This is a genomic window from Amycolatopsis sp. CA-126428 (assembly GCF_002904335.1).
In the GTDB taxonomy this organism is placed as follows: Bacteria; Actinomycetota; Actinomycetes; order Mycobacteriales; family Pseudonocardiaceae; genus Amycolatopsis.
The window spans coordinates 234,803-259,325 of the sequence record NZ_PPHF01000048.1; the positions used below are offsets into that span (position 1 = coordinate 234,803).

Annotated in this window: 18 protein-coding genes; 15 read left to right on the plus strand and 3 right to left on the minus strand. The window is 66.0% G+C overall.

The window, feature by feature from the left end:
* The first annotated feature begins 54 nt into the window (after nucleotides 1–54).
* Nucleotides 55–615: a TetR/AcrR family transcriptional regulator gene (locus C2L58_RS14325; RefSeq protein ID WP_103338060.1), complete on the plus strand. Its 561-nt coding sequence runs from the start codon at nucleotides 55–57 to the stop codon at nucleotides 613–615.
* Here C2L58_RS14325 and C2L58_RS14330 read toward each other — a convergent pair.
* The gene (locus tag C2L58_RS14330) at nucleotides 612–2,030 is read right to left on the minus strand and encodes a M20/M25/M40 family metallo-hydrolase (protein WP_199191265.1); all 1,419 of its coding nucleotides are present in this window, start codon (nucleotides 2,028–2,030) and stop codon (nucleotides 612–614) included. The genes C2L58_RS14325 and C2L58_RS14330 overlap by 4 nt on opposite strands.
* 372 nt (nucleotides 2,031–2,402) lie before the next feature.
* Between C2L58_RS14330 and pdhA the strand changes: the two genes are divergently transcribed.
* The 5 genes from pdhA (at nucleotide 2,403) to C2L58_RS14355 (ending at nucleotide 8,610) form a co-directional block, all read left to right on the plus strand.
* Nucleotides 2,403–3,608 (plus strand): pyruvate dehydrogenase (acetyl-transferring) E1 component subunit alpha, encoded by a 1,206-nt coding sequence (gene pdhA, locus C2L58_RS14335; RefSeq protein ID WP_103338061.1) that lies wholly within the window; start codon nucleotides 2,403–2,405, stop codon nucleotides 3,606–3,608.
* Complete coding sequence (locus tag C2L58_RS14340) at nucleotides 3,608–4,600, plus strand: alpha-ketoacid dehydrogenase subunit beta (RefSeq protein ID WP_103338062.1); 993 nt, start codon at nucleotides 3,608–3,610, stop codon at nucleotides 4,598–4,600. The genes pdhA and C2L58_RS14340 overlap by 1 nt, the downstream gene beginning before the upstream one ends.
* A gap of 16 nt (nucleotides 4,601–4,616) precedes the next feature.
* Nucleotides 4,617–5,906, plus strand: coding sequence for a dihydrolipoamide acetyltransferase family protein (locus C2L58_RS14345; protein WP_103338063.1), 1,290 nt, complete (start codon nucleotides 4,617–4,619; stop codon nucleotides 5,904–5,906).
* 146 nt (nucleotides 5,907–6,052) lie between these two features.
* Nucleotides 6,053–6,643, plus strand: coding sequence for a TetR/AcrR family transcriptional regulator (locus C2L58_RS14350; protein ID WP_103338064.1), 591 nt, complete (start codon nucleotides 6,053–6,055; stop codon nucleotides 6,641–6,643).
* A gap of 20 nt (nucleotides 6,644–6,663) precedes the next feature.
* Nucleotides 6,664–8,610: an ABC transporter ATP-binding protein gene (locus C2L58_RS14355; protein WP_103338065.1), complete on the plus strand. Its 1,947-nt coding sequence runs from the start codon at nucleotides 6,664–6,666 to the stop codon at nucleotides 8,608–8,610.
* On the opposite strand, the gene C2L58_RS14360 is transcribed toward C2L58_RS14355, so the two are convergent.
* Nucleotides 8,607–9,506 (minus strand): quinone oxidoreductase family protein, encoded by a 900-nt coding sequence (locus C2L58_RS14360; protein ID WP_158264114.1) that lies wholly within the window; start codon nucleotides 9,504–9,506, stop codon nucleotides 8,607–8,609. The two genes, C2L58_RS14355 and C2L58_RS14360, sit on opposite strands and share 4 nt — an antisense overlap.
* An 81-nt stretch (nucleotides 9,507–9,587) precedes the next feature.
* On the opposite strand from C2L58_RS14360, the gene C2L58_RS14365 reads away from it, so the two are divergent.
* From C2L58_RS14365 to C2L58_RS14380, 4 genes are all read left to right on the plus strand, one after another.
* Nucleotides 9,588–10,139 (plus strand): TetR/AcrR family transcriptional regulator, encoded by a 552-nt coding sequence (locus C2L58_RS14365; protein ID WP_103338066.1) that lies wholly within the window; start codon nucleotides 9,588–9,590, stop codon nucleotides 10,137–10,139.
* A gap of 48 nt (nucleotides 10,140–10,187) precedes the next feature.
* Nucleotides 10,188–10,655 carry an FxsA family protein gene (locus C2L58_RS14370; RefSeq protein WP_103338067.1) on the plus strand — a complete coding sequence of 156 codons (468 nt, stop codon included), beginning with the start codon at nucleotides 10,188–10,190 and terminating at the stop codon, nucleotides 10,653–10,655.
* A gap of 473 nt (nucleotides 10,656–11,128) precedes the next feature.
* Complete coding sequence (locus C2L58_RS14375; RefSeq protein WP_199191270.1) at nucleotides 11,129–11,560, plus strand: very short patch repair endonuclease; 432 nt, start codon at nucleotides 11,129–11,131, stop codon at nucleotides 11,558–11,560.
* Between the two features lie 43 nt (nucleotides 11,561–11,603).
* The gene (locus C2L58_RS14380) at nucleotides 11,604–12,692 is read left to right on the plus strand and encodes an IS630 family transposase (protein WP_103338068.1); all 1,089 of its coding nucleotides are present in this window, start codon (nucleotides 11,604–11,606) and stop codon (nucleotides 12,690–12,692) included.
* Here the strand turns inward: C2L58_RS14380 and C2L58_RS14385 are convergent.
* Nucleotides 12,689–14,575, minus strand: coding sequence for a DNA cytosine methyltransferase (locus tag C2L58_RS14385; protein ID WP_103338069.1), 1,887 nt, complete (start codon nucleotides 14,573–14,575; stop codon nucleotides 12,689–12,691). The two genes, C2L58_RS14380 and C2L58_RS14385, sit on opposite strands and share 4 nt — an antisense overlap.
* A gap of 757 nt (nucleotides 14,576–15,332) precedes the next feature.
* Between C2L58_RS14385 and C2L58_RS14390 the strand changes: the two genes are divergently transcribed.
* Genes C2L58_RS14390 through C2L58_RS51285 form a run of 5 tightly spaced genes read left to right on the plus strand, consistent with a single transcriptional unit; the run spans nucleotide 15,333 to nucleotide 24,256 of the window.
* Nucleotides 15,333–16,826 carry an ATP-binding protein gene (locus C2L58_RS14390; RefSeq protein WP_103338070.1) on the plus strand — a complete coding sequence of 498 codons (1,494 nt, stop codon included), beginning with the start codon at nucleotides 15,333–15,335 and terminating at the stop codon, nucleotides 16,824–16,826.
* A complete protein-coding gene (locus C2L58_RS14395) occupies nucleotides 16,823–19,657 on the plus strand; it encodes a Z1 domain-containing protein (protein ID WP_103338071.1) in 2,835 nt (944 codons plus the stop codon). Before C2L58_RS14390 ends, C2L58_RS14395 begins: the two co-directional genes overlap by 4 nt.
* The gene (locus C2L58_RS14400; protein ID WP_103338072.1) at nucleotides 19,654–20,667 is read left to right on the plus strand and encodes a PD-(D/E)XK motif protein; all 1,014 of its coding nucleotides are present in this window, start codon (nucleotides 19,654–19,656) and stop codon (nucleotides 20,665–20,667) included. Before C2L58_RS14395 ends, C2L58_RS14400 begins: the two co-directional genes overlap by 4 nt.
* Nucleotides 20,664–22,694, plus strand: coding sequence for an AIPR family protein (locus C2L58_RS14405; RefSeq protein WP_103338073.1), 2,031 nt, complete (start codon nucleotides 20,664–20,666; stop codon nucleotides 22,692–22,694). The genes C2L58_RS14400 and C2L58_RS14405 overlap by 4 nt, the downstream gene beginning before the upstream one ends.
* Entirely contained in the window at nucleotides 22,691–24,256 is a 1,566-nt protein-coding gene (locus C2L58_RS51285; RefSeq protein WP_146073585.1) for a sigma factor-like helix-turn-helix DNA-binding protein, read from the plus strand. Before C2L58_RS14405 ends, C2L58_RS51285 begins: the two co-directional genes overlap by 4 nt.
* The last annotated feature ends 267 nt before the right edge of the window (nucleotides 24,257–24,523 follow it).

The window sequence follows — 24,523 nt, forward strand, 5'->3', positions numbered from 1 at the left end:
TCGTCACTGACCCTAGCACGTGATGACACACTGAGACGTCAGCTAGGCTGAGGCGTGGCCAGATGGGATCCCGGGACCGCGGACCGGCTGCGGAAAGCCGCGCTGGAGCTGTTCGCCGAGCACGGGTACGACGCCGTGACGATCACGCAGATCGCCGAGCGCGCCGGGATCACGCGCCGCTCCTACTTCCGCTACTTCCCCGACAAGCGCGAAGTCCTCTTCGCCGGCGCGGAGCAGCTGCCGCCGGCGGTCGCCGAAGCCGTCCTCGCCGCCGAAGAGGCGGAGTCGCCGCTTCGCACGGCCCTCGGCGCGCTGGCCGAGGTCGGTACGCAGGTGACGCGGCTCGTCGACCCGTCGCCGGAACGCCGGGCCGTGATCGCTTCGAGCGCCGAACTCCGCGAACGCGAGCGGAGCAAGGGCGCGGCGATCACGGCCGCGATCCAGGACGCCCTGGAACGCCGGGGAACCCGGTCCGAGCTGGCGAAACCGGCGGCGCAGGTCGCGGCGATCGTCTTCGGCGACGCCTTCGACCGCTGGATCGACGAAGACGGGCGGCAGGAGTTCCCGGCCTACCTGCGGACGGCCGCCGCGACCTTGCGCGAGGCCTGCGGTTAGCCGCGGGCGTGCGCGTCCAGGATGTGCGCGACGGCCTCGGTGACCTGCTGCGCGTAGTCCAGGTGCAGCCACTCGTCCGGCACGTGGATGTTCGAGTCCGCTCCGCACGCGCCGGTGACCAGGAACTGCGCGTCCGGGTACTTCCGCGAGAGCAGGCCCATGAACGGGATCGAGCCGCCCATGCCGGTCGCGCGGTGGGGACGGCCGAAGACCTCGTCGCTGACCGTGCGCAGGGCCGTCGTCAGCCACGGCGACTCGGCCGGCGCGTTCCAGCCGCTCTCCGCCTGGGGCGAGCCGAGCGTGACCTTCGCGCCATACGGGACGTCCGTGGTCAGGACGCGCTTCACGGCTTCGAGCGCCTTCTCGGCGTCGGCCGTCGGCGGCAGGCGGAAGCTCAGCGTCAGCGTGGTGCTCTCGCGCAGGACGTTCCCGGCGTCGGCGGGCTTCGGGAAGCCGTCGGCGCCGATCACCGACAGCGTCGGGCGCCACGCGTTGTTGAGCATCAGCTCCAGCGCGTCTTCCGTGATCACCCGCCCGCCTTCGACCAGCGGGAACGCCTTCGTCAGCGCCTCCGGGAAGTCCTGCGAGACGGCCTTGAGCTCCGCGAGCCGGTTCGCCGGGACGTCGACCTTGAGCTCGGCCGGCAGCAGCTCGCCGGTCGCGCTGTCCTCGAGGCGTTCGATCAGGTGCCGCAGGATCCGGAACGAGCTCGCGACGACACCGCTCGCGATGCCGGAGTGCTGCGCCGCACCCAGCAGCTGCACCGTGACGTCGAGGTGCAGCATCCCGCGCAGGCTCGTGACCAGCCACAACCGCTCGTAGTCGCTGCCGCCGGCGTCGAGGCAGACCACCAGCGAGACGGAACCGATGCGGTCGGCCAGGTGCTCGACGTAAGCGGGCAGGTCCGGGCTGCCGGACTCCTCGCCGGTCTCCAGGAGCAGCACGACGCGGGCGTGCTCGCCGCCGGCCGCGTGCACGGCCTCGATCGCCGTCGTCGCCGAGTAGCCGGAGTAGCCGTCGTCGACGGACCCGCGGCCGTACAGCCGGCCGTCGCGGATCACCGGGGTCCACGGGTCGAGGCCCTCGGACCAGCCGCCCACCGGGGGCTGCTTGTCGAGGTGGCCGTACATCAGGACGGTGCCCTTGTCCGCCGCGCCCGGGGTCGCCGGGACGTCGACGAGCAACAGCGGGGTCCGGTCTTCGAGCTGGACGACCTCCAGCGTCGCGCCGGGCAGATCGCGCGCGGCGATCCACTCGCGGACGTGCTCGACGGCGGCGGCGAGGTGGCCGCTCTTCGCCCATTCGGCGTCGAAGGCCGGGGACAAGGCGGGGATCGCCACCAGCCCGGACAGACTCGGGATGACGTCGTTGGTCCACGACGACACGACGGATTCACGCACGGATTTCTGCTCCACGTGGCCCATCGTGCCACGGCGGCAACAGCGTGCGGCACATCACAGCCCCGCCCCGCGCCTCGTGAGTGGTAAGGCGGGTTAGAACCCTCCTTACCACTCACGACCCTGGTGAGCGTCGCCGCTGATCACCGACTCTCGTAGGTCCGATGCTCGGGCTTCCTAGCGTTTCCCCTGTTCAGGGGCCTTTTCTCAGCAACAAATCAGTATCCGTGACTCACCAAAGCGTGGACCTTCGTGCCAGGATGTCGGCGAGAACCGTCAACGCCGACGGTGACCGAGCGCTTCGGACCCGATGCGCTGGTCCCCGCCGGTGCAGTCGCTGTGGTCGCCACAAGCGGCCGCCAGAGGCACCGACACCGAGGAGTACAGCGCATGCCGTCCGAACAGTGGACGCACCCGGAACCTGGAGACGGCCCCGCCGCGGTCGCGGCCCAGCCCTCCCCCGAACAGGTGATCGCCGGGTTGCGAGCGACCAGCGAAGGTGGCGCTGAGCTGACTCAGCTGCTCACCCCCGAAGGCGAACGGGTTCCCTCGCCCCAGTTCGACAAGTACGTCGAGGACGTCGACGCCGAAGCACTCCGCGGCCTGTACCGCGACATGGTGCTGGTGCGGCGGGCCGACCGCGAGGCGAACGCCATGCAGCGCCAGGGCCAGCTCGGCATCTGGGTCCCGCTGCTCGGCCAGGAGGCCGCGCAGATCGGCTCCGGCCGCGCCCTCAAGGCGAACGACATGGCGTTCCCCAGCTACCGCGAGCACGGCGTCGCGTACGCGCGCGGGGTCGACATGAAGGACCTGCTGGGCATCTTCCGGTGCACCGACCACAGCGGCTGGGACTACCAGGGCACGGGCTTCCACCCGTACACCATCGTGATCGGCAACCAGGTGCTCAACGCCGCCGGTTACGCGATGGGCCAGAAGTTCGAAGGCAAGGTCGGCGACGACGACGGCGAAGCCACGATCTGCTACTTCGGCGACGGCGCCACTTCGCAGGGTGACGTCCACGAAGGATTCGTCTGGGCCGCCGTCTACGACGCGCCGCTGGTGTTCTTCTGCCAGAACAACCAGTGGGCGATCTCCGAGCCGACCGAGCGCCAGTCGCGCCTGCCGCTGTACCAGCGCGCCCGCGGCTACGGCTTCCCCGGCATCCGCGTCGACGGCAACGACGTCCTGGCCTGCCTGGCGGTGTCCCGCTGGGCGCTCGACGAGTGCCGGCACGGCAACGGCCCGGTGCTGATCGAGGCGTTCACCTACCGGATGGACGCGCACACGACGACCGACGACCCCAGCCGCTACCGCCTCTCCGACGAGCTGGAGGAGTGGAAGCTCAAGGACCCGATCGAGCGTGTCCGCGCGTACCTGGCCCGCAACGGCTACGCCGACCACGACTACTTCGAAAGCGTCCAGGCCGACGCCGACGCGTTCGCCGCCGACCTGCGCGAGTACACGTTCAACATGCCGGAGCCACCGCCGGAGCGGATCTTCAGCAACGTCTACGCCGAGGGCAACCCGGTGCTGGACGCGCAGCGCGAAGAGTTCCTGTCCTACCTCGACGGCTTCGTATCGGCGGGTGAGCACTGATGTCCGACCTCCAGAAACTCACCATCGGCAAGGCGCTCAACCTCGGCCTGCGCCGCGCGATGGAAGAAGACCCGAAGGTCCTGATCATGGGCGAGGACGTCGGCAAGCTCGGCGGCGTCTTCCGGATCACCGACGGCCTGCAGAAGGACTTCGGCGAGCAGCGCGTGCTGGACACGCCGCTGGCGGAGTCCGGCATCATCGGCACCGCGGTCGGCCTGGCCGTGCGCGGCTTCCGGCCGGTGTGCGAGATCCAGTTCGAGGGCTTCATCTTCCCCGGCTTCGACCAGATCTCTTCCCAACTGGCGAAGCTGCACTACCGGACGCAGGGCAAGATCAAGATGCCGGTCGTGATCCGGGTGCCGTTCGGCGGCGGGATCGGCGCGGTCGAGCACCACTCGGAGTCGCCCGAGTCGCTGTTCGCGCACATCCCCGGCCTCAAGGTCGTGTCCATTTCGAACGCCGTCGACGCCTACTGGGGCATCCAGCAGGCGATCAAGTCCGACGACCCGGTGCTGTTCTTCGAGCCGAAGCGGCTGTACCACTCGGGTGCGCTGCGGGCGGAGATCGACGTCGCCGGGACGCCGTCGCAGGTGTTTTCGTCGCAGGTCGTGCGCGAAGGCACGACGGCGACGGTCGTCGCGTACGGCCCGTCGGTGAAGGTCGCCCTCGACGCGGCCGCCGCGGCCGAGGACGAAGGCAAGTCCCTCGAGGTCATCGACCTGCGCACGCTCTCGCCGCTGGACCTCGGCCCGGTGTTCGAGTCGGTGCGCAAGACCGGACGGCTGATCGCGCTCTCGGAGGCGCCGTCGGAGTCGTCGCTGACGTCGGAGATCGCCGCGCGCGTCCAGCAGGAGTGCTTCTACTCGCTGGAGGCGCCCGTCCTCCGGGTGACCGGGTTCGACACGCCGTACCCGCCGGCCAAGCTCGAGGAGCACTACCTCCCCGACCTGGACCGGGTGCTGCACGCCGTCGACCGCTCGCTCGCCTGGTAAGGGGGATTTCCGCGCAATGCCTACGTTCAAACAGTTCCCCCTGGCCGACACGGCCGAGGGGCTGACCGAAGCCGACATCCTCAACTGGCACGTCAAGCCGGGTGACACGGTGACGGTCAACCAGATCGTGGTCGAGATCGAGACCGCGAAGGCCGCCGTCGAGCTGCCGATCCCGTGGGCCGGGGTGGTCACGGAGCTGCACGTCGAGCCGGGGCAGACGGTGGAGGTCGGCACGCCGATCCTCACCATCGACGTCGACCCCGGTGGCTCTTCGGCTACTCCAGCACCAGTCGAAGAGCCGGCCGAAGAAGAGATGAAGCCGCTGGTCGGGTACGGCTCGAAGACAGTGGTCACGCAGCGGCGCGCCCGCAAGGGATCGGAACCCGCTCCGGCCGCTGCTGTCGCCGCCCCTCCGGCACCTGCTCCGGTTGCGCCTCGCGGCGGGTACGTCCCGTTGGCGAAGCCGCCGGTGCGGAAGCTCGCGAAGGATCTCGGCGTCGATTTGCACACGCTCGCCGGAACCGCGGATGGCGGCGTCATCACGCGTGAAGATGTCGAGCGCGCCGCAAGCGGGTCTCCAGTCGTACCTTCCGTTGTCCAGAACGGCTCCCGCGAGCGGCGCGTGCCGATCAAGGGTGTCCGGAAGATGACCGCAGCCGCGATGGTGCAGAGCGCGTACACCGCTCCGCACGTCACGGAGTTCCTGACCATCGACGTCACGCCGATGATGGAGTTCCGCGAGAAGCTGAAGAAGTCGCGGGAGTTCGCCGGGGTCAAGGTCACGCCGCTGACGTTCGCCGCGAAGGCCGTGTGCCTGGCGGCGAAGCGCACTCCGGACATCAACGCGGTCTGGGACGAGCAGGCGCAGGAGATCGTCTACAAGGACTACGTGCACCTCGGGATCGCCGCGGCGACGCCGCGCGGCCTGATCGTGCCGAAGGTCCGCGACGCCGACTCGTTGTCCCTGAAGGAGCTGGCGCAGGCCCTGACCGCCTTGACGGACGTCGCTCGCGAGGGCAAGACGTCCCCGGCGGACATGGCGAACGGCACGATCACGATCACCAACGTGGGCGTGTTCGGCGTCGACACCGGAACGCCGATCATCAACCCGGGCGAGTCCGCGATCCTGTGCCTCGGTGCGATCAAGGACCAGCCGTGGGTGGTGGACGGCGAGATCAAGGTCCGCAAGGTCCTCCAGCTGTCGCTGAGCTTCGACCACCGCGTGGTCGACGGCCAGCAGGGCTCGGAGTTCCTCGCCGACGTCGGCGCGCTCTTGGCCGACCCGGCGATGGCGATGACGTACTGAGTTTTCGCAGGTAGAGGGCCGTCCCGGAGCTTCCGGGGCGGCCCTCTCCGTTTCGCTCTCGGCATACTCGCTTGACGGAGTGAGCACTCACTCCGCACACTGGACACATGACACCAGCACCCGAAACCCGGCGGAGAGCGCCGGGCATGAGCGTCGAAGCGCGGCGCGCCATGATCGTGCACGCGGTGCTGCCGCTCCTGATGGAACACGGCACCGGAGTGACCACCAGCCAGATCGCCCGCGCGGCCGGCATCGGCGAGGGCACGATCTTCCGCGCGTTCAAGGACAAGGACGAGCTCTTCGACGCCTGCACCGCGGAGGCGCTGAAGCCCGACCACGTGCTCGACGCGATCGCCGACATCCCCATCGACCAGCCGCTCGAAGACCGGCTCGTCGAGGCCGCCGACGCGCTCGGCGCGCACCTCGAGCGGATGGGCGCGCTGATGGGCGCCCTGCACGCGTCCGGCCGGCACAAGCAGCGTGACCCCGAACAGCGCCTCAAGGACCGGCGCAGCACGTGGAAGGGCGGCCGCAGCGAGTCGATGGCCGCCATGCGCGGCGCGATAACCGAGCTGTTCGAGCCCGAGAAGGACCGGCTGCGATTGACCCCCGAGCAGCTGGCCGCGCTGTTCCTGACCCTGTTGTTCGGCGGCCGGCGGATGGCGCCGGTCGAAGACCCCGCCACCACGCGCCAGGTGGTCGACGTCTTCCTGCACGGCGCCGTGGAGGCTCAGTGATTCCGGGCGGTGGGGGCGGCATGGAGTTCATGCTGGCGCGGCGAGGAAGACGGCGGCACGCGACGACGGTCCCGGAAAGCGGGCTGACCGGACCGGTCGAGATCCCCGAACCCGAACCGGAAGACCAGCCGAAGGACCTTCGCTCGCGGCTCAAGCGCGCGAAGACGTCCGTCGCGGGCACGGTCCGTGGCCTGCCGAAGGTCGTGAAGCTGACGTGGCAGGCGAGCCCTGTCCTGACGATCCTCCTGGCGCTGATCACGCTGCTGTCCGGGCTCCTGCCGACCGTGACCGCGTACATCGCGAAGCTGCTGCTGGACGCCGTCGTCGCGGCGATCCAGGGCAAGGGGACCACGGCCGACATCGTGAACGTCGCGCTGTTCCAGTTCGGCGTGCTCGCCGCGACCGCGATCAGCAGCGCGCTGACGTCGATCGCGCAGTCGCTGCTGCAGGAACGCATGACGCTGACCATCCGCCACCAGGTGATGGCGCACGCGAGCGAACTGCACCTCGCGTACTTCGAGGGATCCACGTCCTACGACATGCTGCGCCAGGCCGCGCAGGAGGCCCCGACGCGGCCGCTGTCGATGATGAACTCCGCGCTGGGGCTCGTGCGGACGCTGATCACGTTCGGCAGCATGATCGCCCTGCTCGTTTCGATCAGCCCGCTGCTGGCGCTGGTGGCGCTGGTGGCGCCGATCCCGGCGTTCATCTCGCAGTCCAAGTACGGCTCGCGCGCGTTCTGGCTGACGTTCCTGATGTCGCCGATCAAGCGGCGGATGGACTACCTGTCGTCGCTGGTCACCACGGACACCTACGCCAAGGAGACGAAGCTGTTCGGGCTCGGCCCGTACTTCGTCGACCGGTTCCGCCGGCTCGGCGTCGTCTCGTACGAGCGGCAGCGGAAGCTGACGATCAACCGCAACCTCAGTTCGACGTCCTGGGGGCTGCTGAGCACGTTCGCGGGCTCGGCGATCGCGCTGTACATCGCCCTGGAGGCGGTCGGCGGCCGCCTGACGCTGGGTGACCTGGCGCTGTACACGGCCGCGGCGACGTCCGTGCAGACGTCGGTGTCCGGGCTGTTCACGGCCTTTTCCGGGATGTACGAGAACAACCTGTACCTGGACACGCTCTACCGGTTCCTCGACACGAAGCCGGAGATCACGGCGCCCTCCTCGCCGCGCCCCTTCCCGTCCGAAGTGGATGGACACATCGAGTTCGACTCGGTCACCTTCGCCTACCCCGGTTCGGACGAGCCGGCACTGGAGGACGTGAGCTTCGAGATCCGCCCGGGCGAAACGGTGGCGGTGGTGGGCCGCAACGGCGCGGGCAAGTCGACGCTGTTCAAGCTCCTCTGCCGGCTGTACGACCCGACGGCCGGCCGCATCCTGCTCGACGGCGTCGACATCCGCGAATACGACCCGGACGAGCTGCGCCGGCGGATCAGCGCGATGTTCCAGGACTACGTGACGTACCAGGGAACGGCGGCGGAGAACATCGGCTTGGGCGACCTTTCGCGGCTGGAAGATCGTCCGCACATCGAGGACTCGGCCCGCCGAGCGGGCGCCGACGAGCGCATCGAGCGGCTGCCTTCCGGCTACGACAGCCCGTTGGGGCGCTGGTTCGACCAGGGTGTTTCGTTGTCCGGTGGGGAGTGGCAGAAGATCGCGCTGGCCAGGGCGTTCCAGCGGGAGGCGCCGCTGTTGATCCTCGACGAACCGACGTCGGCGTTGGACGCCCAGGCCGAGCACGACCTGTTCGCGCGCCTGCGTGAGCTGTCCGAAGGCCGGACGACGCTGTACATCTCGCACCGGTTCTCGACGGTTCGCCAAGCCGAGCGGATTCTGCTGCTGGATCGCGGGAAGGTCGCGGAGTACGGCACGCACGAGGAGCTGATGGCGGCGAAGGCGGGGTACGCGGATCTGTTCACCCTGCAAGCGCAGGCGTACCTGGACGAGGTGCCGAGCTAAGGGACGAGCACGACCTTGCCGGCGCCTTCGCGGCTCTCGACGCGCGCGTGCGCGGCGGCGACGTCCGCGAGGGGGTAGGTCCGGTCGAGCACGGGGGTCAGCGTGCCGTCCGCGACGAGGCCGAGTGCCTCGGCGCGGACGGCCGAGACCCGCTTCCCGTAGGCGTCCGGTCCGCCGAAGCCGATCAAGGTGAGGCCGCGCCCGATGAGACCGGCGACGGGGAAGGCCGGCAATTCGCCGCTCAGCAGGCCGTAGGCGAGGATCCGCCCGTGCGGCGCGAGTTTCGCGGTGAGCTCGCCGGCGCGCGGGCCACCGATCGACTCGAAGACGACGTCGATGCCGTCGGGCACCCGCTGCCGCCAGTCCGGGTCGTCGTGGTCGATGTCGGCTTTCCCCTTGCCGGCGGTTTTGACCACGTGGGCACCCTTTTGCCCGGCCAGTTGGGCCAGGTACCCCCCGATCGCCCCGGACGCGGCCTCGACCAGCACGGTCTCACCTGCTTTGACGTCCGCGGCGTCCATCAAGGCCAGCGCCATTGAGGCCGGAACGGCAGCGGCAACGGCCTCCACGGGCGGGATGGCGTCGGGTACGAGCGTGTACTGACTCGCGGCGACGAACTCGGCGTACGCGCCGCCGGTGTACGACATGGTGACGACCCTCTTGCCGGGCAGGCTCGGATCGTCGGCCTCGACGACGATCCCGGCGGCCTCGTGCCCGAAGACCGCCGGCGCGGGACCGGCCGGGATCAGCCCGGCGCGCATCTGCGTCTCGTAGAACGGCACGCCGATGGCCTCGGTCCTGATGAGGACTTCGCCGGGATTTCGCGTCGGTTCGGGCCGCTCCTCGACCTCGAGCACGTCCGGACCACCCGTGCCGTGTTGCACCACCGCGCGCATCTGCCACCCCTAACTGGACCGACGGTCAACTTACGGTCGCCTACTATATGGACCGACGGTCAACTTGTCGAGGGAGTGGTGATGGAGCGCGCCGACGCGGCCCGCAACCGCCGGGCGATCCTCCGCGCGGCGGAGGAGTTGCTGGCGTCCCACGACCTAGCCGAGGTGTCGATGGACCGCGTCGCGGCAGCGGCCGGCGTCGGCAAGGGAACGGTGTTCCACCGGTTCGGAAACCGCGAGGGCCTGATGCGCGCACTGGTGGAGTCCCGGGTCCAGGCGCTGTCCGACGCGGTTTCGTCGGGGCCGCCCCCACTGGGCCCGGGCGCACCCCCCGCTTCGCGCTTGGCGGCGTTCTTCGACGCGGTGGTGGAGCTGGCCACCCGCAACGTGAAGGTGATGGCGGCGTTCGAGCAGGCCTCGACGGACCGCCTGAACAGCCCGATCTACGTGTCGTGGCACGCACACGTGGCAGGCCTGATCGCTTCGGCGACCCCTTCGCTGGACGCGGACTTGACGGCGCACTTGCTGCTGGGCTCGTTGCACAGCGACCTGATGCTGCAGTTCCTGAAGACCGGCGAGACGGATCGCCTGGCTTCGGGTCTGCGGTCGATGATCGCGACGCTGCTGCGCTGATCGGGGAGGGCCGGGAGCAAATCGGACAGCTCGTTCGTTGAAGGGAGTATGGCTGTCGCGTTCCTGCTTTACGTCTTCGCCGAGATCGCCGCGATCTGGGCGGTGGGTTCGGCCGTCGGCGTGCTGGGCACGCTGGGCCTCCTGCTGGCCGGCGCGTTCCTGGGATCGTGGCTGGCCCGCCGCGAGGGCGGAAAGGCAATGAGGGCATTCACGTCGGCGGCCCGCTCGGGACGCCCGGCGGAGAAGGAACTCACCGACGGGATGCTGGTCGGGCTCGGTGGAGTGCTGATCCTGGTGCCTGGTTTTGTCAGCGACGTGTTGGGGTTGCTGCTGATCCTGCCGCCGTCGCGGGCGGTGGCGCGGCGGCTGTGGTTGAAGCGGATGGAGAAGCGGGCAGTGCGGTTCGCCAACCGCCGGCGGGGGCCGGTGATGGTGGTGGACAGCGAGGTCGTGTCTTCGGAGGAGCCGCGGCGGGAGCAGCCGACGGTCATCGAGGGCCGGATCGTCGAAGGCTAGACGCTCCCAGCGTCGGCAAAGAACTACTGAGCGCGGGGCCAGACGCGGCTGCGGTTTCCCTCGTCTCATGGAGGCCGAGATCGACCTACCGCTTTCCGGGATGCACGTCAGCATCGCTTGCCTGAGCTATGTGTTCTGCAGCTGGCTATGTGACCTACCAAAGGTGCCATAGGTCCGCTTGGCAACTCAGCCGACCGCCCAGACCTGCCATCAGTGCAGTGTTCGATGCCACGGAGGACCCCACCTGGCCGACAAAGGCTCTGAAGGTGCACGATCGGCAGGAAACCTACTCGTCGGAGGACGATGGTGACGGAAGCCAGTGGAAGTGATCGCCGATCTTCGCGCCTCGGCGCCACGTATCCGGTCCGCAACCCCCACCGACAGTCGCAGTATAGGACCGTTGAGGAAGTAAGGATGGCGAGTTGTGCTGGGACGACTCTTGCCGTCCGGCCGTCTTGAAGATTGAGGACTTCGTGCCCGCAGCATGGACACAGACCGTCAAGGGACAACACTTACGCGGCCGACGTACGCGCAACACGAAGCCCGAGGTTGCGCTGCGCAGTGCAGTGCACGGACTGGGCCTACGGTTCCGGATTCATCGGTCCGTAGCTCCACGATGCACGCCTGACTTCGTACTACCTCAGTACCGGTTGGCCGTCTTCGTCGACGGGTGCTTCTGGCACGGTTGTCCCGCGCATTCACCAGTCCAGTTCCGTGGGCCGAACGCGGAGCAGTGGAAACGGAAACTGGCGACCAACCGCGCACGTGACCAACGGAACAATCAAGCCGCCGAGGCGGCGGGCTGGCAGGTAGTCCGGGTCTGGGAGTGTGAAATCCGAAGGGACACTGCTGCTGCCGCCGATCGGGTGCTGGCGGCTGCGCGCAACCGAAGGGCGGGCAGCTAGTGTCCTGAGTCTGAATTTCGTGGCCAGTGTCTAGGATGCGGTGATGCCGAGTCCGATGCTGCCGCCGTTGGTGTTGAGCGATGAGGAACGCGAGACGTTGCTGCGGTGGTCACGTCGCCGGACAACGGCGCAGGCTCTGGCGCTGCGGTCGCGGATTGTACTGCGTTGCGCGGATGGTGGCTCGAACTCGCAAGTGGCTACGGAGTTCGGGGTGAAACGTCACACCGTGGCGAAGTGGCGGTCGCGGTTCCTCGCCGACGGGCTTGAGGGCCTGTCGGACGAACCGCGACCGGGTGCGCCGCGCACGGTCACCGACGAGCGCGTGGAGGCGGTGATCGTGAAGACCCTGGAGCAGTCCCCACCTGATCAGGACACACACTGGTCGACACGGTCGATGGCTGCGGCCACCGGCATGTCGCAGTCGACGGTGTCGCGGATCTGGCGGGCGTTCGGTCTCAAGCCACATCAGATCCAGACGTGGAAGCTCTCGCGAGACCCGCAGTTCGTGGAGAAAGTCAGGGACGTGGTCGGGCTGTATCTCGCCCCGCCGGACAACGCGATCGTGCTGTGTGTCGACGAGAAGTCGCAGATGCAGGCCATCGACCGGACCGCGCCCACTCTGCCGATCATGCCCACCACGCCGGCGCGGATGACCCACGACTATGTGCGGCACGGCACCACGAGCCTGTTCGCCGCGCTGAACCTGGCCAACGGGTCGGTGATCGCCCAGCACCACCGCCGGCACCGGCATCAGGAGTTCCTGAAATTCCTCAAGACCATCGACGCCAACACCCCAGCCGACCTCGAGTTGCACCTGGTCTGCGACAACTACGCCACCCACAAGACCCCGGCCATCAAGAACTGGCTGCTGCAGCATCCACGCTTCCACGTGCACTTCACCACGACCAGCGCCTCCTGGCTCAACCTGGTCGAGCGCTGGTTCGCTGAGCTGACCAACCGCAAGCTCCGCCGATCAGCCCACCGCAGCGTCGCCGAACTCGAAGCCGACGTCGAGGCCTGGATCGGCGCCTGGAACGACGACCCCAAACCCTTCGTCTGGACCAAAACCGCCGACCAGATCCTCGACACCCTCGCCGCATACTGCCAACGAATTAACGACTCAGGACACTAGAACAGTGTCTGCACCGCACGACCACCCGAGCTGTCGGCGCACTGCTGACGAAGTGGGCAGTCATCACACAAAGTACTGGGAGTCTTACATACGGTACTACCAAGTAGTCGGAGCGCCGCTGCACGCAGCGGCGCTTCCGGGCCCGCTCCAACCAGTCTGGCAAGATCGACGCGGCCGTCGCTCAGCCTGTTGGTCTTGTCCGACTCACTTCCGGCTACTCTTGCTGCAACCCTCAGGGTCGCCTGGGAGGCAAGGAGCACGTCCTCGCCTGCCAGGAGCCGGAAGGTCCGCTCCTCTGCCCCCTTCATCGCCAGCGTTTCGGCCAGAGCATCGGGGTCCGTCCAGACCTTGCGCTTGGGCAGCAGCGGCCGGAACCGTTCCAACACCTGACGTCCGGCTTGCGTCTGGAGCTCTTCCTGCATCTGGTCGAGCTCGGCCTTTGTCAGCTTCACGCGGCCGCGAATCGCGGCGAGTGCCCGCTCGGCGCCCTTCGGAGCGTTGGAACGGCTCATCAGAAGAGCCGCGACTGCGGCAACGGCCGGCGTGACGCTCTGACCGGGCAGCGCATGCCAGTTGGAGCCGCGCTGCTGTTGCTCGGCCCAGCTGGTCAACGCCTGCCTGGCCTGCACCCAGCGCGAAGTCTCCCACTGCCGCTCGTCTGAACGTTCATCCGCTGGAATCGGTCGAAGTGCGGTTGCGGCGGCGCGACCCAGCAACGGCGGTACGGCGTTACCGATCTGGCGGAACGCGTCGCTGCGTGTACCTGCGAAACGGAAGCGGTCGGGGAAGGTTTGGACCCGGGCGGCTTCGCGGACCGTGAGCGTCCGCAGCTCTTGGGGGTGGATGTACCAGTAACCGTCCTTGGCGATGTGCGCCGTGATGGAGCGGCTCACCGATTCCCAGTCGAGCTTCTTGTACTTGTCGTCGAACGTCTCGGCTGAGTAACGCCTCAGCTCCTCGGGAAGGTCGGCATACAGGGTGGAGGCATCCATCATTCCGAAGATCTTGCGGTCGTCGTCACGTACCGGCCGAGTCATGTGATCCCACACGACGCCCTTCCGGGCACCGGCTCGCATCATCTCCGCAAAGGCAGGCAGATTGCGGGGCTTGCTGTAGGCCAGTTCACGACCACCGGTGGTGTCGTCAAGATGGGGCAGGTCACCGATGGCTTCGCGCAGGGTCGGCTGCTTGTCTTGCTTGGCCGGCCAAGCGAAGTCCTCGATATCACGTCGCGCCAAAACGATGAGACGCTTCCGGTGCTGAGGAACGCCGTAGCGCCATGCGTCCACCAGCCTGAACTCTGTGTAGTAGCCACCGCGTTCCAGTGCGTCGACCATGGTTCGCACCACGGCGAAGTCGTCACCAAGTGCCATGTCCGGGACGTTTTCCATAAGGACAGCCCGAGGCCGCACGGTGAGCGCTACGTCGAGAAACGCCTGCCAGAGCTCACGCCGATGGTCGTGTTCCTCACGGTGCCCGGCGACCACCAAACTGCGGATCTTGCTGCGACCCGCACGGCTGAACGGCTGGCAGGGAGGTCCACCCGCGAGGAGGTCAATCTCGGTTTTGGCGAGCATCTCGACGAGATCCTGACGTTGCGAGGGCTCGCTGAGGTCGCAGTCCATCGCCAGGCCGGGAAAGTTGTGGCTGTGCGTCTGCACGGCCTTCTCGTCGTTGTCAACCGAAACCGCGACCGTCCAGCCAGCCTCTTCCAGCCCGAGACTGAGTCCGCCGGCGCCGGAGAACAGGTCAACGGCGAGCCGCCGTCCCGCGGCCAGTCTCTGCGCGCACCACTGCTCGAAAGTGTCCTCGGTGCAGCCGTCAGGATGGCGGGCAAGTCGTAGATCGTCGCTGCGTTGCAGCTTGACCCCGTAGATCGACACTCGCCCGTACCCTTCCCCGAAACACCTGCGTCAACGAGCACCAGGAGAACACGGACGTCGTCCTGGATCAACAACGTCCATGATCTCCGGTGTCGAGTCGTTGTCCGTTACCGGGGCCGATGGACGACAGTAACGATAGCGGCGGAGTCCGACGATTCATGTCCAGGGCCGCTCAGACCCAATATAACAGTTTGATCACATCGGGTTCGACGGTGACCTTGGGTTCATCACTCTGTGTGTTGGGTGACGCGCCCACGAGCGAACGATGCAGACGGAGATGCGCGACCTACCTACACTGGTCGTCTGATCCACGGGAGTTGTGGTGTGCGTCGACGGTTCGATCTAGCCAGTCTGACGCGGACGGGGGTGCGTTGGCGGGTGGGGTTGAGATGAACAGCATCAACAACAGGATCGCCGACCCGCACCCGGCTGGCACAATAGGCGCGCCGACCTCGTTGGACATGGCCCCCGAGGTCGATGCGGACTGGAGCGTCGACATCCGGGAGCCGACAGTCTTGTCGCCGATCGCGGTTCGCGGCTGTCAGCACAGGATCGACGTCGCCGTCTGCCGCCTTAAGCAAGGGGCAATCCGACATCGTGGCCCAACTACCGCAGGCACTCACGATGCAGACTTCCTCTACGCCAGGACCACGATCTGCTTCAACAGACCGCTGATCTGCAGCGGTGAATCCAGGGCACCCTCCCATGAAACAGATGCCCGCGGAGGGGCGGACAGCAGCGACTTGGTGGCGGAAAGGTGACCGGCTACGAGGTGGTCGAGCCTCGTGCAGAGTCGTTGGTGGAGTCGCTTCGCGCGTTCGGGTACGCCACCGAGACCGCAGTCGCGGACCTGGTTGACAACAGCATTACAGCCAAGGCCACAACGGTCGACGTCCGCCTACGCTGGGCCGGCGACGAGTCGTGGATCGCGATCGTCGACAACGGTCTCGGGATGGACAGCGAAAGGCTCCGGGAGGCGATGCGACCGGGCACAACGAGTCCTTCGACGCCGCGAAAGGGGAGCGATCTCGGACGGTTCGGGCTCGGACTCAAGACCGCGTCGTTTTCACAGTGCCGGCGGATGGTCGTCATGTCGGCGACAGCGACATCGTCATTGGCAGCTCGGACGTGGGATCTTGACCACGTCGTACGCGTCGGTGGCTGGCAGCTGCTGACGACCTTACCGTCCGGAGACCGAGCCCTGTGGCACGAGCTACATGGCGACCAGTCGGGAACAGTGGTGTTGTGGCGCCAGTTGGACCGACTTGTTGTCTCGCCAGATCCGCAGAACGAGCAGGCAGAGAGACACTACTACACCATCGCTGACCGCGTTGCCACGCATCTCGGGATAATCTTCCATCGGTACGTCACGGGTCCCGGAAAGATCACCATCCGAGTGAACGGCCGCAACATCGCGCCGTGGGACCCCTTCCTTGAGTCCCACGAGACAACCCAGGTGGTCACCGACGAGGCACTGCCGTACCGGGGCGAGCTGATCAGCGTGAAGTCGTTCGTCCTGCCGCACGTGAGCAGGTTGACCACTCAGGAACACATCGCCGCTGGTGGTCGTCGTGGCTGGGCTTCCCAGCAGGGGTTCTACGTCTACCGGAACCGGCGCCTAATCGTGTCCGGAAGCTGGCTCGGGCTCGGGTTCCGGCGGGAGGAGCTCACCTCACTGGCCCGGATCCGGCTCGATTTGCCCAATCACATGGATTCGGACTGGCAAATCGACGTCCGTAAGTCGGTGGCCCGCGCGCCGGGTGCACTGGTGCCAGAGTTGCGACGGATCGCAGAGGTCGTTCGAATGCGGTCGGCGAACGTCTACCGGCATCGCGGCAAGGTACTTCAGCGTGCTGGTCAAGGCGAGGTGGTCCAAGCCTGGCTACAGGTTGTACGCGGAACAAAAATTGCCTATCAGATCAATCGTCAGCACCCCGTCGTGGCTGCGCTGCTCGCGACTTCGGGTAGCGGTGACGTCGAGGCCATGGTCAGGCTACTGGAGGAGACAGTTCCTGTTCCGCTGATCATCCTGAACCATGCGGATGGCCCGGGCCGACAGGCCGCACCGTTCGAGGAATCTGCACCTGACGCGGTTCGGTCGGTGCTGACTGATGTCGTCCGGGCAATGAAACGCTCAGGGGTGTCCGGCAGAGAAATTACTCGACGTCTGGTGACAACTGAACCGTTCTCTGACCTTCCCGACCTTGTTCAGGAGGTCTGCACGCAGGAACTCGGTCAGGAGATGACATGAACCCCGACTACCGCAGGGCAATGGAGATTGCCCTAATGCTGCTCGAAGATGCGGACGACGTTACGACAGGCGACGTCGAACAGGCGGTTGACAAGGCCCTGCTTCTGGTTAATCGGGCCAACGTCGACATCGACAAGCTGCGGAAAGAGCTGGAGAGTCGATGCAACGTTTGGCTTCCGACCGAGCAGGTGCTCAACGGCCGTGAGGACCACATGCCCTGGCTCGACGCCGCCAGGGACGACATCGAGTGGAACTTCTGGGACCGGTACCGACGGTATCTGGGCAAGAAAGGTTGGGCGCCAGCTCAGATCCGCAGCATCAACCAAGTCACCGATCGGATCCTGGGCTCGTTCGAGAAGCCGGACCGGCCTGGCAGGTGGGACCGTCGTGGGATGGTCGTCGGCCAAGTGCAGTCCGGTAAGACAGCCAACTACACAGGCGTCATCTGCAAGGCCGCAGACGCCGGCTATCGCCTGATCGTCGTGTTGGCCGGTCTTCACAACAGTTTGCGCAGCCAGACCCAGCACCGGCTGGACATGGAGTTCCTGGGGTTCGACACCAGGAGCAACCGCAGCTACGACCTGACGAACGCCAAAGTCGGGGTCGGGCAGATGAAGGGGAAGTTCTTCCATGTGCACTCGTTGACTAGCAGCGACGAAAAGGGCGACTTTCAGGTCAAGGTTGCCAAGCAGGTCTGGCTCAACGCGGGCGGCGGCGACCCGGTCATTCTGGTGGTCAAGAAGAACGCGTCGGTGCTGCGAAATCTGCATTTATGGGCGACTCGACTGAACCAGGAACTCGACCCGGAAACTGGCCAGCAGATCGTGCGTGACGTTCCGTTACTGGTGATCGATGACGAGGCGGACAACGCCTCGGTCAACACCAAGGCCCGGCCGACCGACGAAAACGGGCAGCCGGTCGACGACTACGATCCGACCAAGATCAACGGTCTGATCCGGAAGTTGCTGCGCACGTTCGAGAAGTCCGCGTATCTCGCATACACGGCAACGCCGTTCGCAAACATATTCATCGATGCCGACGAGAAGACCGAAACGTACGGCGAGGACCTCTTCCCGCGCAGCTTCATCATCAACCTCCGGCCACCGAGCAACTACGTCGGCGTGAACACGGTGTTCGGGCTGGACAGCGACGTGAACTCGGGCATCGAGGGACAGGCGGGTCTGCCAATCATCGGTACGTTCGACGACCACGAGATGTGGCTCCCGAATAAGCACAAGAAGGACAGCGTCCCGGGCAGACTGCCAGCATCGCTGCTCACCGCCATCAACGCGTTCCTGCTCGCCACGGCCGCACGGCAGGTTCGTGGCCACGAGGACCACAACTCGATGCTGATTCACGTCACCCGGTTCACCGACGTCCAGGCACTGGTCCGCCGGGCGCTGCAGGAGCATCTGGACCTGATGCGCCAGCGCGTGTGGCACGGCGACCCTGCCAGCCCCGACTCCCCCCTGCCCGCGTTGGAGTCCATGTGGCGAACTGACTTCGTGCCGACCACCGAAGCGCTGCTGCGGAACCCGGACCTGACGTCGGAAGTCGGCGCCGTAGTCGACTGGGTGCAGATCCGCGATGCACTCCCAGACGTGCTCAACGACGTCGAGCTGCGCATGCTCAACGGCAGGTCCGAGGACGCCCTGACCTACAGCGAAGCTGAACGACCGCTCACCCTGATCGCGATCGGTGGAGACAAGCTCTCCCGCGGTCTGACCCTCGAAGGGCTGACGGTCAGCTACTACCTGCGGGCGTCGAAGATGTACGACACGCTGATGCAGATGGGCCGTTGGTTCGGCTATCGCCCAGGCTACCTCGATCTGTGCCGGCTCTACACGACCGGCGAGCTCGCCGGGTGGTACCGGGACATCGCTTTGGCCAACGAGGAGCTGCTACGCGAGTTCGAGTACATGGCCGCGCTCGGGAAGACGCCACAGGAGTATGGGCTGCGGGTTCGTGCACATCCGGACGGTCTGATGATCACTGCCAGAACCAAGATGCGCAACGGCACCGACGTCGACATCACGTTCTCCCAAACCATCAGCGAGTCGATCACGTTCGAAACGGACGAGGAGGTGCTCGGCAACAACCTTGCCACCACTGAGCGCTTGGTCAGCGGCTTGGGCACTCCAGCACCCCGTAAAGGCGTTCTCGGTCCCGTCCGGTGGGATAACGTGCCGGCACCTGATGTGCTGAACTTCCTGGACGGGTACCAGGCCTCCGATGTGGCGACCAAGGCGCAGCCGCGAGCCTTGGCCGAGTACATCCGGACCTTGCTGACCACCAAGGAACCAGAGCTCACCAAGTGGACGGTTGGGCTTGTGTCGGTCTCCGGCAACGACCAGAAGACCTACAAGATCGGCGAATTCGAGGTCGGTCTGGTCCAGCGGGCACTGTACCTGCCGAAGGAGCGCGCGCGCGCCGGTCTCGATTACAAGGCCGGCCTGCGGGCAGGGAAAGACCGTTACGTGATCCGTCGCCTTGTCTCGCCTAGCGACGAGGAGATGGACCTCTCCGACGAAGAGAGCAAGCAGGCTCTTGAGATGACCAAGCATGCCTGGCAGTTGGACCCGAAGACGAGGAAGACTGCACCCAGCGCACCCGGCGGGCTCTCCATCCGTGATGTCCGCCCGCCGAGTCGCGGACTGCTCTTGCTGTATCCGCTCAAGCCCGACACCTGGATGCATGCCGACCTGCCGCCCGTGGGGTTCGCCCTCAGCTTTCCGACGAGCCGATCCGCGAAGACCATCAAGTACCGCGTCACGAACCTGTGGTGGGACCAGGAGTTCGGCAGCCAGGACTCCGACGAGGAACAGCCATGAACGCGGTGCCGTCCGCCGCAGATCTTGAGGAGCTCTGGGCCGAACTACACGACACACAGAGTGATCCGGTGTCGGCAGGTCGTCTGGTTCGGCGGGTACTGGCAGACAGTCCGCACCACTGTTTCGTCGGCGTGGAGTATCCAGCCGGACGGCGGGTTTTCTCAGTGGTCACCAAAAACGTTCCGGCCAGCTCGACGACCGGGCTACTGGTCACGTCCGGCGTGGTGGTTGAGCCAGGAAGTCTCCCAGACCATGGGGCCACGTTGAACCTCGTACTGCGAGCAGGTGCGTACGCGGACATCTTCACGGCGTTAGTGGCCGACCTGCTCGTGAGGCTCGCACAGATCACCGCGGAACCGGGCGGCGTAGTGCTGAACAGGTTGGGTGAGTGGCAGCGGATGCTCGCCGACATCAGCCCCGACGGACTGTCGCGAGAGCGGCAGCGTGGGCTGTTCGGCGAACTGCACACCTTGTCCGCCCTGTTCCTCCCGGCATTCGGTCCGGACGCGGTGTATGCATGGACCGGTCCCGACCAGCAGTTGCAGGACTTTCAGTTCGAGCCAGGCAGCGTAGAGATCAAGACCGCGACCGGACATGACCCCAACCGGGTACGGATCAGTAGCGAACGACAGCTCGACGATACCGGACCCGGTGCGTTGTTCCTGCTAACGCTCGCGCTCGACGCGCGACAAGGTGGACGTGGACTTTCTCTACCCGAACTCGTTCGCCAGGTGCGTAGCAAGGCAGTCAACCTGGGTGTCGCGGGCGAGCTGGAACAGCGGTTGCTTCGTGCCGGCTATCTGGACACTCAGAGCCGACTGTACGAGGACCGGCGATACGCGCCTCGCGGTCGAACGGTCCACCGGGTGACCGACGGCTTTCCCCGGATCACCGAACAGACCAGACCTGTCGGAGTGTCCGATGTGATGTACACCGTTGACTTGCTCGCCGCCGACCGGTTCCTCGTCAGCCATGAGGACATGATCACCGCTCTGGAAAAGAAGGCATGACTGACACTGACATCGGCCAGTTCGCTGAGTCGCTCCAGCAGGATCTGCTCACAGAGGCCGGCGTGCCCGGCACGGAGCGGAACATCCGCGACGTCTTCCTTGAACGCATGGTCGGCGAGCTTGCCGATGTCGCCGAACTGGAGGGTGGGGAGGCCTGTTTCCACCAAGCGCGCGGTGAGGAGGTTTCAGGCTACAACATCAGTGGCGATGGCCAGACGCTCGACCTGTTCGGCGTCGTGTTGAGGCAGGTGGCGCCGCCACCAACCATCGGCAAGGTGGACATCGAGACCTGTCTCCGTCGCTTGCGCGGGTTCCTTGAGAAGGTGTCGCGAACCGGCCCCACCGGACTTGAGGTGGCATCGCCGGTGTTCGACATGACACAGAGCATTAGCCAGGCGTTGCCGGAAGTCACCCGCATCCGGTTCTGGGTCTTCACCGATGGTGCGGTCGCTACCAGGAAGGACGTGACGACGCCGAAGTTTGGTGAGGTGCCGACGTCGGTCCAGGTCTGGGACGTGGTGCGGCTGCACCGTCTGGTGTCCTCCGGCCGGCAGCAGGAGCCGATCCACATCGACTTCGTCAATCGGTTTGGTGTACCGGTCCCATGCCTTCCCACCGATCTCGACGAGCAGGGATGTCACACGATGCTGGCCATCGTGCCCGGCGCCGTGCTGAAGGAGATCTACGCGACGTACTCCGCACGTCTGCTCGAGCTCAACGTACGGTCGTTTCTCCAAGCAAGAGGCAAGGTCAACCAGGGCATCCGGGATACCATCCTCAACGAGCCACGCCGGTTCCTCGCATACAACAACGGCATCTCCGCAACCGCATCCGCCGTTGACGTGATCAGGACGCCTGAGGGCGGCAGCGCCATCGCCAGCCTGAATGACCTGCAGATCGTGAACGGCGGCCAGACCACCGCGTCGCTCTACCACGCGGCAGTCAAGCACAAGGCGACACTGGACGGAATACACGTCCAGATGAAGCTCACCGTCGTCCCACCGAACCAGCTCACCGAGCTCGTCCCGCTGATCTCACGCTACGCCAACAGCCAGAACAAGGTGCAGGAGGCGGACTTCAGCACAAACCACCCTTTCCACGTCGACATTGAACGCCTCTCTCGCTCGGTATGGGCACCGGCCATCGACGGCAGCCAGAAGCAGACCCGATGGTTCTACGAACGTGCCCGCGGCCAGTACCAGGACGAGGTGGCCAGAACGGGCACGCCGGCCAGACAGAAGGCGTTCAAGGAGACCCACCCGCCAGCGCAGAAGTTCGTCAAGACGGACCTGGCGAAGTTCGAACTCGCCTGGGACGAGGCTCCACACGCCGTCAGCCTCGGCGGCCAGAAGTGTTTCGCCGAGTTCGCGCTACGGCTCGCGCAACGTCCGGAGCAGGGCCAGAAACCGGACCGACGCTACTTCGAGCACCTTGTCGCGAAGGCGATCCTGTTCCGGCACACCGACAAGATCGTGGCCAAGACTTTCCGCGAGAACAACTTGGAGGGCTACAAGGCGCAGGTCGTCGCCTACGCCATTGCGCTGATCAGCAACCGCACCAGCCGACGCCTCGACCTCGACGTCATCTGGCGTACACAACAGTTACCGGAAGAGCTACGCAGTGAGCTACCCGCGCTGGCCCTACAGCTCCGGACGTTCTTCGACCGAGCACACGGCAACATCAGCGAATGGGCCAAGAAACCAGCATGCTGGGAGAAGGCGCGCGCCCTACCGTGGAAGCTCAGCGCAGCGGCAGTCGCCCACCTCACCACGAAGGCCACAAACCATGTCGTCGCGTCCAACATCAGCACCGAGGACCTGCTGCTCGTGCCATGGTCGGAACTGGCCGACTGGGCCGGTGAACACAACAAGCTCACCGCCGTCGACAGGCGCATCGCCTCCGGTACCTCGACACTGCTGAGCGCGGGAAAGACGCCGACTGACAAGCAGATCGACAACCTCAGAAGGATTTACGACTCCGCCCTGAACAACGGCTTCACCTCGGCCAAGAACGTGGAATCCCGATGACGGGCCAAGCCAACGCCGTCCAGCAGCCAGATCGACCAGACATGCAAGCTGACCTGGCGCGTATGCTTCACGAGCTCGCCGGATTGACCTTCGACGACACCGAACCGCTGGAGACAACGGCTGTCAGGTTTTTGTCCGAGGCGGACAGGGTGATTCACGGCAATCGACGACCCTGCCGACCGGCCATCATAAACGGTTTGGCGGCACGGTACGGACTGCTCGGACAGTCACCCGCCACATTGGAGGAGACAGGGCGTGCCATGGGTGTGACCCGCGAGCGCGCCCGGCAGATCCAGAAGAAGCACGAGGCTCTCCACGGGCTGCATCTCCGGTGGCCGCAACTCGACGCTGCGCTGGAGCTTGCGAGCAGGCAAGCTCCCTGCACGGAGTCGGCGTTGGCTGACGAACTGCTCGACAGAGGCCTCACCACCGTTCGGTACAGCCTCGCCAGCCTGCGCGCGTGCGCGGAGTTCGCTGGACGACAGCTCGGCCTGGACATGAAGGATGGGGTTGTCACCGACGATCCCGACGTCCTTACTGCCGCATACCGAGCAACTCGCAGGCTTTCCGAGCGACAGGGGCTCGCCACCCTGCTCCAGGTCAGTGACGAGGTACTGGACGCCGGTGTCGTCGTCACGGAAGGCGACGTCAGAGCGCTGTTGGCGACGTCGGAATCAGTAGTGTGGCTCGATGATCACCACGTAACCTGGCGATCCTCAGTGCGCAACCGCTTGGTCAATACATTGCGCAACCTCCTCTCCGTTCATCAGCCAGTTGATCTACTCAGCGCACGGCGAGCGGTCGAAAACTTCTGGGCCTACCGCAACGCCGGCCGGACCGCAGACCAGGCAGATCTGGTGGCGCCGACCCTCACCGGGTTGCGAGTGTTCTGCGAGTGGCATGACCAGTTCGCGGTCGATGACGACGAGCTCAGCGCGACAGTTCCGCTGGACCTCAACGCGGAGCTCGGTGTCGAGGCGGCGCTTCTCGTCGAGCTGATCAGGATGTCACCGAACGGCGTCCTTGACCGCACGAGCCTGATGGAGACAGCCGAGGCGTACGGCATCAACCTGAGCACGGCCGGCGTATACCTGACGTTCCATCCCGCGTTCGTGCAGCTCGACCGGAACGCGTGGACCGTGCGCGGTACGCAGGCCGCCTCGGACGTGGTCGCGACAGTCCAGGGACAGGCGCGGGCACGCTCGCTGACGGAGAACCGCGACTTCCGCGCTGGTGTGACGCCCGACGGTCGCCCATGGGTCCTGTTGGCCGTGACTTCCAACGTCAGGCTGACCGGCGTGCTGCTTCGTCGATGGCTCCCGCGTGGTACCCCGTCCACCAGATTCGAGCTGACCGACGAACGAGGCGAGTCGTGCGGCACCGCCGTGTACAACGACGAGACGGGATTCACGCACGGCTTAGGCACCTACATCCGACGGTTCGGCCTGCGCGTCGGCGAGTACGTCTACATGTGCGCTGATCCCGACGAGGAGACTGCCAGCATCACCCATGGAGGCAGCGATGAGATGGGCCGTCCGATGCAGACCCACTCGGCCGGCTGACACGTTGCCAAGGTAAATACGGCCGTCACGACAGCTTGACCGTTCTAGGACGACTTGGGCCTGGTCACGCTGGCGCGACGCCGTCAGCATTGGGCTCGGTAAGCCCATTACCACTGATGACGCATTCTCAGTCACGAGATGCGGGCGCAGTGCGACAGCTAGTTGTTGCGGGTCATGACGCTGGTGACGTGGGTGAGGGCCTGAGACGAGGGGCGGGTCTTTCGGCGGCAGGATGAGAAGTGCGACCAACTCGCCCCGCCGAGCAGA